Here is a 13,569-nt window from a genome sequence, read left to right as displayed (position 1 = left end):
CACTCCACGAAGAGCAGACGAAACAAATTGTTACATATTACATAGGTAATAACCCTATTTAACGGTTTTGCTGATGTAATCTGATTTCAATCTTTCCGGCAATCAAGACGGGAGTTAGTTCGAGCATCAGCCAAAAGTAATTAGTAATCTTAATAAATTAGCGAAAGATGGATGGCCGACGATAAATTTCAGTATCGATCGATCCAATGAAAGAAGGTGACGACGTTTTCGCTAAGTAACTTGGCCGAAACAAGCATGGATTGTTGGAGCCCTCTAAGTCTTGCTGAACGAAGCCAAGAGCACTGCTACAGCCTGCAGATTATCGAATTTTCAATCCGCCGCACTTGTCCGCTCTTTACCCGGACAGACGCCCGCTTATTAACGGAGAAACCTCATGACGGCCAGCGAACTGATTGAGCACCTTAAAAACGTGATGATGGCGCTTGGCGATCCGAAGGTTGTACTTGCGAGCGACCACCAGAGCGGGTTTGACGGCCTGAATTCGGTCGGATTAGCCGTGGTGCAGGAGCGGCCCCAAATAAATGTAGCTGTACACGACAAACGTTCACTTCTCGGCGCATCGAGTGTCGACACTCATCTTACGGTAGTCGTTCTCAGCGTCGACGTTGGGCCGTAGCCTAGAGCTTTTCGACTGTCAGCTTGAACCAATGAAACCGAGAAGCCACCATGCGCCAACTGAGCGGGATCGTTGAAAAGCTCCGCGAACGGGCGGGCAATACGGTGGTGGTTGGTAGCGGTGAGATGAACGAGGAATATCGGCTGCTCGACGAACTGTGCGAAGCCGCAGATCGTATCGAGGAGCTTGAGAATAAGCTTGCCGACTGGATGAAGAATCAACGGGTATCCGAGCGCGCCTAGACCACCGTGCACTCAGCCCGACACCCTTATAACAGGACCGGTCAACCAACGATCGTGCAATCGCGCCTAGCAAAATGTCCGGCGGCTCGCCTCGAACCAACTGTCACGTCGACAGAACGATTTCACTCTGAATGAGTTCAGTCGCGTCACTTAATGCCTGACCAATCCGGTTGGCCTTGCGACGCAAGGCAACCTTAGCCATCTTGTAGTCGTCCTCGTTCAGTTGATCGAGTGACAGTGCAGCCTGCAACCCGGGAAGAAGCCGGCTTTGCCGGCTGATGTCGTATTCGTAGTCACTGAGCGCGTGATGCAGAACCGGGTTCAACGCCTTTGCGACGCGCAACAGTAGTGTGTTTCGCATCCCTGAGGCGGCGTCCCCGCTAGCGATCGGACAACACTCGAGCGCCCTCGCAACATCTAAAAACGTCTCGGACAAGTCACGGAGCCGCACGAGCTCAGCCAACTGCGGAGCCGCTTCCGCATACTCTCTCAGGCTCGCCAGGAAATCATGCGCCACGACGACAAGGTTCAACGGAAGAACCTGCGGATTGATTAACCCGGAAAGCAGATTCCAATGCAGCAATGTGTCGACCGACAACACATCGGCGCCCGCACACCCGGGTAGGTCGTCCGCGGTATGCCACCACCATCCCATGCCGCTGCCTGGAATCTGTTCGGGGTTCGAAGGCGGCAGGTAGGATGAGATCTGAACGCCCGGCAAGCCGATCCCACTGAAGCTTTGATCACCGTTGCGTCCGCAACGACTGTTTTCAACATACTTGTCGCGTCGCCGCAGCCAGCCTTTGAAAGCGCGATCTTCCGCCGATGGCTCGCCCACCGTCGCGCGCAGGACATCGGTTGCATAGGCCGACAATTCGCCCGTCGTGTTCTGCAATACCTTGGTCGTCGCCCCACGCGTGCCCAGGTTATCGACGTTGATATAAGCGATCGCGTTGCGGCGCAGTTCGCTCCAGTGATGATCGGCGTACCATGCGGAGCCGGCATAGCCGCCCTGTTCGTGTCCCGTCCACCAGCAAAATCGAACACCGTAGCGAGGCCGCTTACCCGCGGCCAGTAACCGCGCGAGTTCGATCATGAGGGCGTTGCCTGTCGCGTTGTCTGTCGCGCCAGGCCCCCAGCTGCAAAAGTGTCCACCGACCAGAACGAAGTATGGCTCCTCTCCGGCGATCTCCGCGACCGGCATCTGCACCTTGCGCCACGCCGCATGTATCGGCGCGGACAACGCCACCGTGGCGCGTGAACGGGCCAGCTTGCGCAGCAACGCGCCGTCCTGCGCATTGACCTGAACGGCCGGCAGCGGCGCAAAGCGAGCCGTGTCGGCCTCGCCGGTCGGAGGGCCCCATAGCGGAGAGATCTGCCAGTTGTGCCGTTGTGAGCCCGTCGATATACCAACGATTGCGATCGCACCAGCTTCGAATGCCTTTACGCACGCATCATAGTGAGTCAACCCGTCGATCAACGCAATCCGGCCGCGAGGCGCGTCCCCGGCGCTCACATCCGCGAGCTGTCCCACCAACGCCCCGGATCCCGTGCTCTTGGCAAATGACACACCAGCGGCTGCGATGTGAATCGATTCCGGCGCGTCGACCGTAATGCCCGCTTCCTCCGGCCAATGGATGAATGCGTCAAATTCGATAATTTCATTGGCAACGCCCAAGGCGCCAAGCCTGTCCGCGATATATTGCGCGGTCGCGGCCTCTGCCGTCGACCCGGCGAGCCGCGTCCCGAACGATGCGATATCGGCCACCGTTGCCATCAGGCCGTCGGCCGAAATTCCGACCGACGCCGGGTCCACCGCGACAGAAGAAGTCATGAGCACAACGCCTTACGGATAAGAGGATTTGAGATTCGCGAAGAAGTTGGTCTGCTTCACCGTCTCATCGATTACCTTCGCATACCGGTTGTCCAGCAGGGCGGCTGCATCGACTCGTTGCCTGATCAAACCAGTTTTAAGCGCGAAATCTGAGAGTTGCTGCGAATACGAGGCGATCTCGCCCGGCGCGATCGGCACCAGACGCGTGTACCGATAGACCTGTGCGGCCTGCGCGGTACTGAGATGGAGACCCTCGACAAGTGCTGCCTGCTGCTCCTTTGGATGTAGCACCAGCCAGTTCTGGTAGAGAACCAGTCGGCGAACGAAATCCTCGATCGCCCGGCCTTTCAGCGGATCGTCAATGGCCCGGCTGTTCGCCTGGAACCCTGTATAGATCGTCAGACCGTAATCCTGTGCCGAACCGATAATCCTGGCACCGTGCTGCACGGCCCCCGCGACGTTGTCGGTGACATTGAAGAGAAGGTCGACCTGACCGGTTTCGAGCGCCAGCGACTGGTTGGTCGAGTCGAGATTGACAATCTGCACGTCTTCTTTCGACCAACCGAGCTTGTTCAGCACCACATACGCAAATAGATTGAGTGACGAGCCGGGGATGATGCCCCAGCGCTTCCCCTTTGCCTGTTTGATGTCGGTGATCCCCGACGCCTTCGAGGCGGCAATCACAAAGCGGTCAAGGGCGACGGTTTTGTCGAGCCCCGTGACGAGCACCGTCCTATACGGCGCCGTTTTGATCGTCCACGGCGGGGACGCGGCGGCCGCGCCCTGCGTGAGCGTCCATTGCGACAGGTTATTGGCAATGTCAACATTGCCCGACGCCAGCGCCGTCAGCGTTGCTGCGGGGCTCTGGAATGTCGCATATTTGATCCGATACGGCGTGTCATCAAAGAGATGGGATGCGATGAAACCGAACTGCGTATCTGAGCCCTGCTGCCCAACCGTGATCGTCACGCCGTTCAGATCGGCGGCGGCTCTCGCGCAACCAGGAAATACCAGTCCAAGTATCGCGGGGGCGACCAGTGCGGCCATCGTGAACCAACGCCGGGAGAAATCAAGGCGGTTTTTATTCTTCGATAGCATAACTTAGTTATATTAAATATATGAACGATACAACCAACGTGTCACGTCGTTCGACTCGGGCACTACGCTTCGGAAACGCCCAGGTGCCCAAGCAGAAGGCTGCGCATGTCGCGGAACATCGCCGAGCTTCGATCCCTTGGGCGATCCGCCTCCAGAGCTATGTCCACCGCCAGCTCGCCGTGCTTGAGTACCAGCACGCGATCCGCGAGCACGATGGCTTCCTCGACATCGTGGGTGATGAACAGCACACCTGGACGATGCTCGGCCCATAGCCTGAGCACGAGGTTCTGCATCTTGATGCGGGTGAGCGCGTCGAGAGCGGCAAACGGTTCGTCGAGCAGCAACAGATCCGGAGCACGAACCAGCGCGCGAGCCAGCGCTACACGTTGCGCTTCGCCTCCGGACAGGTTTTTCGGCCATGCGTTCGTACGTTGCTCTAGCCCGACCTCGGCCAGTGCAGCGTGGACATCGACCCGACTCAGTTCGTCCCTGGACAGCCCGAAAGCGACATTGCTGTGTACCCGTCGAAACGGCATCAGGCGAGGTTCCTGGAAAACCACGGACCGGTTTTGTGCGACCTCCAACGTGCCTGCCGTGGCGAGCTCAAGTGAGCTCAATATCCTCAACAACGTCGTCTTTCCCGAACCCGATGCACCCAGCAACACAACGAACTCGCCACGCTGCAAGCGCAGATTGATGTCTTTGAGCACCATGCGATCGCCAAACCCCTTTTGCACATTGCTCAGCGATATCACATCCGTACCGCCGACGTCGGCTCCTACTTCTGCCGATTCAATGCCAATGCCATCGCCACGCGCCGTCACGACAGGCGGGGTGACGACGACGTCTCCAGCACGCGCAAGCAATTTCGTAGCCGCTTGTGTCATTGCGCGCCCCTTGCAAGCCATGGCATTGAAAAGCGCTCCACGGCCCGCATGAAAATATCGACCAGAATTCCCAACACCGCATACACAACGATGCCCACCATGATCAGATCGATACGCAGCGCGTTAGACGCCAGGTAAATGATGTGCCCGATTCCAGCGTTGCTGTTGACCTGCTCGGCGACGATGAGTGCCAGCAGTGACGTGCTCATCGCATAGCGCACGCCGACGAGAATAGTCGGAAGCGCTGCAGGCAGGATGATCTGCAACACAATGCGCAGTCGGCTGATGTTGAACGTCTGGCCCACCTCTACAAGCTTGTGATCGACCAGCCTGACGGCAGCATACGTATTGATGTACACGGGAAACACGCATGCGAGGCTGATTAATACCAGCTTCAACGTCTCGCCGATGCCGAACCACACGAGAAACAACGGCACCACGGCGATGAACGGGATCACTCGCACGATCTGCAGTGTGGAATCGAACAATTCCTCGGACAGCTTCAGTAGCCCGTTGGTCAGGCCGAACGTGAGCCCAATGACGAGCCCGAGCGCCAAGCCCGCACCGGCCCGAGCGAGCGACGCTGGGATGGCCGATTGAATGTCCCCGCTATGCCAAAGCTCCTGAAAGCCGGCTAGTACATCGAGTGGAGAGGGTAGCTGAAAGCCCGTGTGACCGGCCAGCGACGACGTGAATTGCCAGACGATGATGATCAGTAGAGGCAGCAGCACGCGAAGGACAGGCCGCAAGGCACCGAGCCACGCCACCGCTAACGCCGCGCCGTCATCAACAGGCAACTTGCACAGTGCGACCGGCGACCTCCCGAATTCTTCGGCCTGACTCACGATCGATACCTTGTCAACGATATGCAGGCGACCACGCACAAGACCATCTCCACCTCTCACTGAATAAGATGCCCGATTGAAGCGACACCGACTTGAGACACCCACCGCCAACGAGGGTCACGGCGAAAAGGAGAGACAATTATGAATGTCGCCCACAAATCATTACAAACATTCTTTTTGTATTAGATAAGCATGCTTCCTTTATAAGTAAATCGTGAAGAAATATATATGCCATTGACCGGTATGGTGTCATCCACCAGTCCTCGCGCACGTGGCAGCCACGGATATGTACCGAATTAATTCCACCGCGACGTGATTTATGTAACAATTCCGGCCGTGGCGCAGCTTGCGCCCTGGCGGTTGGGCGGATGACCACCGATGCAGCGCGTGTCGCTTATGCAGTGATGGTCTCCGGTTTCGCCGCCCGCTAATCCAGGCAAATTCCAGGTGAAAGGGAGACGGCTTGAAACAGGTAATTGACGCGCAGTGGCTCGCGAGCCGGGTCGACTCACCCCGAACCGAGGGGATCGTCGCCAGCTTGTCCCGGCTGATCTCGTCGGGCAATCTGGACCCGGGTGCACAGTTGCCAACCGTGCGCGATCTCGCGCAAAAGATGCGCGTGAGTCCAAGCACGGTGATGAATGCGTGGCAGAAATTGCGGGCCCATGGATTGATCGAAACGCATCGACGCGGTGGCACGGTGGTTCGGCATGACGTGGCCGCGCCACTGTCGAACTCCCCCACGATGACGGGCAGAGCCGCGCCGCGCGATACGGCCAGTTGGTCGACGACCGATTTCTCACGCGGCACCGCGGACCCGGCACTTCAACCGGATCTCGGCCGCGCACTGGCCGCCGGACTACGCGTTGGTAATCTGCACGAGGCCGAGCGGGAGGAAATGATCGATGCGCTGGTCGAGGCGGTTGCGTCAACCTGGCCCGTGAGTCCGCAGGCATGGACCACTGCAGGCGGCGGCACCGAAGGCATGCTGCTCGCGTTGCAGGCCGCGACGCGTCCCGGCGACAAGGTAGCCATCGAGAACCCGACCAGTCCGCGGTTACTAGGCGTGCTGTCGACGCTTGAACTGGTGCCGGTAGCGGTGGACTGTGACGACGCAGGGCCTTTGCCGGACGCGTTGAGTGATGCGCTGCGTCAGGGTCCGACTGCATTCGTCTATCAGCTTCGTGCGCATATGCCCACCGGGCACGCGCTCAGCGAAAAGCGGCGTGACGAACTGGCTGCGATCCTGGAGAAGCATCCGGACATCAACGTGCTCGAAGACGACCACCTGGGCTCAGTGACCAGTACACCGGCGCACAGTATGGCCCTTCGTTTGCCGGCGCGTTGTCTGCTCGTACGCGCGTATTGCCGTGCATTTGGCGTCGACCTGAGAACCTCCGTGATTGGCGGCTCGCGCGCGTTGATCGACCGTATCGACGAATATCGCAACAACCGCGTTGCGATGACGAGCCGGATTCTCCAGGGAGCGCTCGCATTCCTGCTGACCGACCCAGAGTCGGTCGCCACCCTCGAGCACGCGAGGCAGTGCTATGCGAATCGCCGCCATCTTCTCGCCTCCAGCCTTCGCGCGCTCGGACTGGACGTGCCGGAAGGCTCCGGCCTGATCGTCTGGGTACGGGTTCCGAACGAGAGCAAGGCAATCGTCAGCCTCGCCACGCATGGCGTGATTGTCGCGGGCGGCGCGCAATGCTTCGTGGACAGGCGCAACGACCCCCACATCCGTATCTCGATCAGCCGGCTTCCTGACGACGCTTCGACGATTGAGCGTTTCGCACAAACGGTCGCCGCCGCGATCAGCGGTCCATCCCGCCAAGAATATGACTGATCTGCATGCACCCTCACCTGCTGGTTCTAATCCCGCTCACCGTCGGTAGCCGCGAGACGTTGTCAGGGTCGTTCGAACTGGTCGACGCCTCCGACACAAAGACCCGGGCGCAGGTATTACGGCGTCATGCGCAGCTCATCCGTCTCGTATTGACGAATGGCGCGATTGGACTGGATGCGAACGAAATTCGCGCGTTGCCGAAGCTTGAACTGATTGGCACGATCGGCACCGGATATGAGCGCATTGCATGCGATGCCGCCCGTGACGCGGGCGTCGCGATCGTCAACGGAACTGGCACCAACGATGACTGCGTCGCCGATCACGCGTTCGCGCTGCTGCTCTCGCTGGTACGCGCCATTCCCCGTTTCGACAAAGCGTGCCGCGACGGCATCTGGCGCGAAGCGCAGCCTATGCGCCCCACTTTTTCCGGTAAGCGCCTTGGCATCGTCGGCCTCGGGCGCATTGGCCGCAAAGTCGCCGCGCGCGCCATCGGCTTCGATCTCGAGATTGGCTACCACAATCGACAGCCTGCAGCCGACGCGAGCTACGCTTACTTTGCGTCAGCGGCATCGCTCGCCACCTGGGCCGACTATCTGGTGGTCTCGACACCTGGCGGCCCGCGCACGCATCACCTTATCGATTGTGCGGTGCTCGACGCGCTCGGACCTGGTGGTTATCTCGTCAATGTCGCGCGCGGCACCGTCGTCGATACGGGAGCGCTCGCGAACGCGCTCGCCGGCAGCCGTATTGCTGGCGCCGGCCTCGACGTCTTCGAGGACGAGCCATCGATCCCGCCGCCGCTGGCGCAGTCGCCACAGGTCGTCCTGACGCCGCATGTGGCCGGCATATCGCCGGAAACGCTGACGGCCGCAATCGATTTGTTCGTCGAAAACGCGCGGCGTCATTTTGCAGGACAGCCACTGCTGACGCCAGTTCCTGGGTGCGGCGCGCCGGCCGGCCCGCGCATACCGGCGTGACGACGAAGACGCCGTGCCAGGGCAGACGCGCGACCGGCAGCAGCCCATGAGGCGTCGACGCCCGCCCGCGGCCTCGCTCCAGCGCTACCTCAACGTATCCGACATACGCGTCGGCGCTAAAAAGCGCCTGCCCCGCGCCATCTTCGAGTTCATTGACAGGGGTACCGAGGACGACATCGCAGTAGCCCACAACCGCCAGGCCTTCGATCAGCTAAAACTGCGGCATCGCGCATTCGTCGATGTGTCGGAACGCACGTTCGCCACCACACTCTTTGAGGCGCCGCTCGCGATGCCTGTGGCGATCGCGCCCACCGGCTTTGCCGGACTCTGCTGGTACGACGGCGAGATCGAACTGGCGCGGGCGGCCGCCGGCGCGAACATCCCTTTCACGCTCGCCACCGGTTCGATCGCGTCGATCGAGCGTGTGGCCGACGCGGTGGGTGGGCTGGCCGGTGCACGGCTGTGGTTCCAGCTCAATGTATGGCACCAGCGCGCCCTGTCGCACCAACTCGTCGAGCGCGCGGCACGCACGGGCTTTGAGACCCTGATCGTGACGGTCGATACACCTGTGAGCGCAAACCGCGAATACAACGTACGCAACGGCTTCCAGCAGCCGTTTGCGGCTTCGCCTCGCTTCGTGCTGGATCTGCTCGGCCATCCCCGATGGTGCGCCGGCGTACTGCTGCCGTACTTGCTCAGGGCCGGGATGCCCCGCAATGCGCACCACCCCGCCGCCAACGACGCCAACGACGCCAACGGACTCGGGAGCCCCGTCGATCGCGAAGCGGCGATGCGATGCGACTCGCTGGGCTGGGACGACCTCAAGACGATTCGCCGGCTGTGGCACGGCCCCCTGCTGATCAAAGGCGTCAATCGTCGGGATGATGCGATTCGCGCAATCGCCTGTGGCGTCGACGGCGTCGTGGTGTCTAACCACGGCGGCCGCAACATGGACAGCGCCGCAGCCGCTATCGACCTGCTGCCGGAAATCGTCGACGCGGTGGGGACGCGCGCTACCGTGATCGTCGACAGCGGCGTGCGCCGCGGCTCCGACATCGTCAAGGCGCTGGCGCTGGGCGCGCAACTCGTGCTGATCGGCCGGGCGGCGCTGTACGGCACTGCACTCGGTGGCTCCGATGGCGCAACACGCGTATTGGAAATCCTGCGCCGGGAACTGGACAGGACGATGGCCTACACCGGCTGCCGCAATGTCTCGGACATCGATACCGACATCCTCTATCGCAACGTCAACAACACGTAAAGGCATGGTTGGTGGCTGCGCGGCAAAAGTGTGATAATTTTCAGTACAAAACATAACAATATGAATATTATGATTCAATATATTGATATCAAATCCACACTATTTAACTAATACAAAGATAGTGTTTGTACCGAATCATCGGCGCTTTCATACTGCAAGCCTTAGTGTGGCGATCCGCCGCTAACCGATCGATTCCGGATAGATGAAAAAATACCTCGCTCACCGACTGGTAGCCGCCCTGGCCACGATCTGGCTGATGTCAGTGATCGTGTTCGTCGGCGTGCGCTTCATCGGTGACCCCGTGCATTTGCTGCTGCCACCTGAGGCGACGGTCCAGGACCGGGCGGTCCTGAGCCGCGAACTCGGCCTGTCTGAGCCGCTCCCGTTGCAATACGTATCGTATGCTTCCCATCTGCTACGCGGTGACGTCGGCCGCTCCTTCGTGACCGGGCAGCCCGCCTTCGAAGTGCTGAGCGCGCGCGCCGTGCCGAGCGCACTGCTCGCCGGCACGGCATTGCTGATCAGTCTCGTCATCGGCGTTCCGGCGGGAATTGCGGCTGCCACCCGACATGATACCGTCGCGACTCGTATTTCGAATATCGTCGCGGGCTTCGGACTCGCCGCGCCGTCGTTCTTCATCGCGCTGTTGCTGATTCGCTGGCTCGCGGTCGATCTTCAACTGCTCCCAACGAGCGGCTACGGCACCGCGCGACACCTCGTGATTCCAGCCCTGTCGCTAAGCCTTTACACCAGTGCTGCGTTGTTCAGGCTCACGCAGGCGGCAATGACCGACGTGCTGCAGACCGAATTCATCCGTTTTGCCCGAATCAAGGGGATATCCCGACGCTCGGTGATCTACCGCCATGCGCTGAAGAACTGTTCGCTAGTCATCCTGACCTTCTCCGCATCGCAGTTCGGCATGCTTCTGACCGGCGCTGTTTCCGTGGAAGTGATCTTCGGCTGGCCGGGCATTGGCGGCGCAATGGTCGACGCGATTTCGCAGTTCGACTACACAGTCATCCAGGCAGCGGCGCTGCTGGTACTGGGCCTTTTCGTGCTGATCAATCTTGTGCTCGACATCGCCTATGGTTGGCTCGACCCGAGGATCCGCCTTGCGAGTTGACCGATACATCGGCCCGTTGACGCTGTTCGTGATCGTCGCGAGCGCTACGTGTGCACCGGCGCTTGGGCACGTCAGTGCGAACGCGATCAACCTCGGTGCCGCACTGCTGCCGCCGTCGCACGAGCACTGGCTCGGCACCGATCAACTCGGCCGTGATACTTTCGCGAGGGTGCTCGCGGGCGGCCGTGTGTCGCTGTTCATCGTATTCGCAGCTGTGCTGGTTGGGGGCGGCTCCGGCTGCCTGCTGGGCACCCTCGCGGGCTATCGGCGCGGATGGATTGACACGTTGATCATGCAAGCGGCTGATTTGCAATACAGCCTGCCACCGGTGATCGTCGCGCTGGTTGCCGCATTGACGCTCGGTACCGGTGCGACGAACCTGATACTGGCGATCGCGCTGGCAACGTGGCCGCGTTTCGCGCGGATCGTGCGTGCCGAAACATTACATCTGCGCGAGCGCGATTTCGTTCTGCTCGCCGAACTGGCCGGCGTATCGACGGCACGCATCCTGATTCGCCATCTATTGCCAAACATGGCCACCACGTTGATTGTACTGGTCACCGTGGACGTCGGTCTGGTGATTACGCTCGAAGCAACGCTGAGCTTCCTCGGCCTTGGCATCCAGCCGCCAGATCCATCATGGGGAACCATGATTGCCGACGGCCGCGCCTACCTCAGTCAAGCGTGGTGGTTATCGATAGCGCCCGGCTGCGCACTGGTGCTCACCATCGTGGGCGCGAACGCGACAGGCAACCTGCTCAGCTCGCGTAAACATGCGAGTCTGGGGACGACCCATGTTTAGCCTCGACGTGTCCACACCGTTCGATGCCACGCTCGTGGATCCGCCGCCGGCTTCCCGTTTGCGCACACTCGACGTCCGCGATCTGAGCGTCGAGATCAGCACGCCCTCCGGCACCATCCGGCCGGTCGACGGCGTTAGCTTCTCGGTCGAGGCGGGGCGCACCCTCGCTCTCGTCGGCGAGTCGGGATCAGGCAAATCGCTGACCTGTCTATCGCTGCTGAGGGTGCTGCCCGCCGGCGCGCGCATTGTATCGGGCAGCGCTCACTTCGAAGAGCGAGATATGTTCCAGTTGTCCGATGACGACATGCAGACGCTGCGCGGTCGTCGTATCGGTACCGTGCTGCAAGATCCTCACGCCGCGCTCGATCCCCTGTTCCCGATCGGTGAGCAGATTCGAGAGATCATCGCGTTCCAGCGGCGCTGCGGGCGCGCCGAAAGCCGGCGCAAAAGCATCGAGGCAATGCGCGAAGTACACATTCCAGCGCCCGAGCAACGCTTCGGCACGTATCCACATCAATTCAGTGGCGGCATGCGACAGCGCGCGGCAATCGCGATGGCGATTGCCTGTGGACCGTCGCTGCTGATCGCCGACGAGCCCACCACCGCGCTCGACGTCACGATCCGCCAACAGGTGTTGCGCCTGCTCGCACAACTTCAGTCGCGCAACGGCATGGCGATGGTGTTCGTCACGCACGATCTGCATCTAGTGCGCTACTTCTGTGACGACGTCGCCGTCATGTACGCGGGCCGCATCGTCGAGCAAGGGCCGGTCGAGCGCGTGTTCGCGGCACCGGCGCATCCGTACACCGCATCGCTGATCGAGGCGATACCCCGCTTGACGCAGCGACGCGCGAGGCTGACGGCGATCGATGGTCAGCCGCCGTCGTTTCACGCACTGCCCGCCGGCTGCCGGTTCGCACCGCGTTGCCCGCTCGCCGATGCGCGTTGCACGAACCATTATCCGGAATGGACGGCCTTCGAGCAGCGCACGCGGGCAGCCGCATGCTGGCGGGCGCCCGAATTGCTCGACGCAACAGTGAGCATCGAATGACGACACCCTTCATCCAGTTGCGCGATGTGACCAAGGTCTACCGCATCGGCGCGGGTCTGGTGCGCCGTGGTCAGCCGCTGCGCGCGCTCGCCGGCGTATCGCTGGACGTTACGACCGGCACCACATACGGGCTGGTCGGTGAATCGGGCTCGGGCAAGAGCACCGTCGCGCGCATCGTGATGGGAGCGGACAGTGCCTCCAGCGGGCACACACAGGTGGCCGGACGTGCACTGGCGGGCTCGGGAGCGAGGCAGAAATGGCTGCGCGACCTGCTGCAGCCCGTGCTGCAGGACCCGTCCGCTGCGCTTGACCCGACCATGCAGGTGCAGGATCTGATAGGCGAGCCGCTCCACGCACGTCGCGACTGGTCAGCGCCACGCATCGCTTTGCGCATCGGCGAGCTGTTGACCCAGGTCGGACTGTCTTCGGAGTTTGCAAAACGGCATCCCGCAGAACTGAGCGGAGGCCAGAAGCAGCGGGTGGCGATCGCTCGTGCGTTGGCACCCTCTCCGCAATGTCTGGTGCTCGACGAGCCGGTGTCGGCGCTTGACGTGTCGGTGCAAGCGCAGGTACTGAACCTACTGCGTGACATCCAGCAACACAACCGCCTGACGTATCTGCTGATCTCGCACGATCTCGGCGTAATCGCACACATGAGCGATCACATTGGCGTGATGTACCTCGGCCAGATACGGGAACAGGCATCGGTCGACGACCTCGTCACATCGGCGCGACATCCCTACACGCGCGCACTGATCGCCGCGGCCGACCCGCGTCGGGGCGACGCCATAGCGCCGCTATCAGGCGACGTACCGTCGCCGCTTGCGCCACCGCCTGGGTGCGCGTTTCACCCGCGTTGTCCGCATGCAGCCGAACGCTGCCGCAACGATGCACCTGTGCTGCGGGAGGTCGCACGTGAGCACTGGGTAGCGTGTCATTTCGCATGATGTCCCTGGTTGTCCCTGT

Annotated in this window: 13 protein-coding genes; 9 read left to right on the top strand and 4 right to left on the bottom strand. The window is 61.1% G+C overall.

Annotated elements, in window-relative coordinates; all coding sequences use genetic code 11:
- Positions 1-394 precede the first annotated feature (394 nt).
- Positions 395-637 (top strand): hypothetical protein, encoded by a 243-nt coding sequence (locus HB376_RS20680; protein ID WP_213765539.1) that lies wholly within the window; start codon positions 395-397, stop codon positions 635-637.
- A 50-nt stretch (positions 638-687) separates the two neighbouring features.
- Positions 688-879 (top strand): hypothetical protein, encoded by a 192-nt coding sequence (locus tag HB376_RS20675; protein WP_213765538.1) that lies wholly within the window; start codon positions 688-690, stop codon positions 877-879.
- 103 nt (positions 880-982) lie between these two features.
- Here the strand turns inward: HB376_RS20675 and HB376_RS20670 are convergent, their stop codons facing one another.
- From HB376_RS20670 to HB376_RS41740, 4 genes are all read right to left on the bottom strand, one after another.
- Positions 983-2,713: a M28 family peptidase gene (locus HB376_RS20670; protein ID WP_213765537.1), complete on the bottom strand. Its 1,731-nt coding sequence runs from the start codon at positions 2,711-2,713 to the stop codon at positions 983-985.
- Positions 2,714-2,725: 12 nt separating this feature from the next.
- Positions 2,726-3,760 (bottom strand): ABC transporter substrate-binding protein, encoded by a 1,035-nt coding sequence (locus tag HB376_RS20665; RefSeq protein ID WP_213765536.1) that lies wholly within the window; start codon positions 3,758-3,760, stop codon positions 2,726-2,728.
- A gap of 113 nt (positions 3,761-3,873) precedes the next feature.
- Entirely contained in the window at positions 3,874-4,698 is an 825-nt protein-coding gene (locus HB376_RS20660; protein WP_213765535.1) for an ABC transporter ATP-binding protein, read from the bottom strand.
- Positions 4,695-5,582 (bottom strand): ABC transporter permease, encoded by an 888-nt coding sequence (locus tag HB376_RS41740; protein ID WP_213765534.1) that lies wholly within the window; start codon positions 5,580-5,582, stop codon positions 4,695-4,697. Before HB376_RS41740 ends, HB376_RS20660 begins: the two co-directional genes overlap by 4 nt.
- A 424-nt stretch (positions 5,583-6,006) precedes the next feature.
- On the opposite strand from HB376_RS41740, the gene HB376_RS20650 reads away from it, so the two are divergent.
- The 7 genes from HB376_RS20650 (at position 6,007) to HB376_RS20620 (ending at position 13,550) form a co-directional block, all read left to right on the top strand.
- Positions 6,007-7,389: an aminotransferase class I/II-fold pyridoxal phosphate-dependent enzyme gene (locus HB376_RS20650; protein ID WP_213765533.1), complete on the top strand. Its 1,383-nt coding sequence runs from the start codon at positions 6,007-6,009 to the stop codon at positions 7,387-7,389.
- A gap of 5 nt (positions 7,390-7,394) precedes the next feature.
- Entirely contained in the window at positions 7,395-8,366 is a 972-nt protein-coding gene (locus HB376_RS20645) for a 2-hydroxyacid dehydrogenase (RefSeq protein WP_213765532.1), read from the top strand.
- 46 nt (positions 8,367-8,412) lie between these two features.
- On the top strand, positions 8,413-9,627 hold the full coding sequence (locus HB376_RS20640; RefSeq protein WP_213765531.1) for an alpha-hydroxy acid oxidase: 1,215 nt from the start codon (positions 8,413-8,415) through the stop codon (positions 9,625-9,627).
- A 202-nt stretch (positions 9,628-9,829) separates the two neighbouring features.
- Positions 9,830-10,750 (top strand): ABC transporter permease, encoded by a 921-nt coding sequence (locus HB376_RS20635; protein ID WP_213765530.1) that lies wholly within the window; start codon positions 9,830-9,832, stop codon positions 10,748-10,750.
- The gene (locus HB376_RS20630; protein WP_213765529.1) at positions 10,740-11,552 is read left to right on the top strand and encodes an ABC transporter permease; all 813 of its coding nucleotides are present in this window, start codon (positions 10,740-10,742) and stop codon (positions 11,550-11,552) included. The genes HB376_RS20635 and HB376_RS20630 overlap by 11 nt, the downstream gene beginning before the upstream one ends.
- On the top strand, positions 11,545-12,603 hold the full coding sequence (locus HB376_RS20625) for an ABC transporter ATP-binding protein (RefSeq protein ID WP_213765528.1): 1,059 nt from the start codon (positions 11,545-11,547) through the stop codon (positions 12,601-12,603). Before HB376_RS20630 ends, HB376_RS20625 begins: the two co-directional genes overlap by 8 nt.
- Entirely contained in the window at positions 12,600-13,550 is a 951-nt protein-coding gene (locus HB376_RS20620; protein WP_213765527.1) for an oligopeptide/dipeptide ABC transporter ATP-binding protein, read from the top strand. Before HB376_RS20625 ends, HB376_RS20620 begins: the two co-directional genes overlap by 4 nt.
- Positions 13,551-13,569: the final 19 nt, after the last annotated feature.

The organism is Caballeronia sp. dw_19 (genome assembly GCF_018449515.1).
Lineage (GTDB): Bacteria > Pseudomonadota > Gammaproteobacteria > Burkholderiales > Burkholderiaceae > Caballeronia.
The sequence above is the reverse complement of the archived record's forward strand: the minus strand, read 5'-3'. Positions and strand labels throughout refer to the sequence as shown.

Coding starts and splice junctions, on each gene's coding strand:
- HB376_RS20680 (WP_213765539.1), top strand. CDS start 395: ATGACGGCCAGCGAACTGATTGAGCACCTTAAAAACGTGATGATGGCG.
- HB376_RS20675 (WP_213765538.1), top strand. CDS start 688: ATGCGCCAACTGAGCGGGATCGTTGAAAAGCTCCGCGAACGGGCGGGC.
- HB376_RS20670 (WP_213765537.1), bottom strand. CDS start 2,713: ATGACTTCTTCTGTCGCGGTGGACCCGGCGTCGGTCGGAATTTCGGCC.
- HB376_RS20665 (WP_213765536.1), bottom strand. CDS start 3,760: ATGGCCGCACTGGTCGCCCCCGCGATACTTGGACTGGTATTTCCTGGT.
- HB376_RS20660 (WP_213765535.1), bottom strand. CDS start 4,698: ATGACACAAGCGGCTACGAAATTGCTTGCGCGTGCTGGAGACGTCGTC.
- HB376_RS20645 (WP_213765532.1), top strand. CDS start 7,395: ATGCACCCTCACCTGCTGGTTCTAATCCCGCTCACCGTCGGTAGCCGC.
- HB376_RS20640 (WP_213765531.1), top strand. CDS start 8,413: ATGAGGCGTCGACGCCCGCCCGCGGCCTCGCTCCAGCGCTACCTCAAC.
- HB376_RS20635 (WP_213765530.1), top strand. CDS start 9,830: ATGAAAAAATACCTCGCTCACCGACTGGTAGCCGCCCTGGCCACGATC.
- HB376_RS20625 (WP_213765528.1), top strand. CDS start 11,545: ATGTTTAGCCTCGACGTGTCCACACCGTTCGATGCCACGCTCGTGGAT.
- HB376_RS20620 (WP_213765527.1), top strand. CDS start 12,600: ATGACGACACCCTTCATCCAGTTGCGCGATGTGACCAAGGTCTACCGC.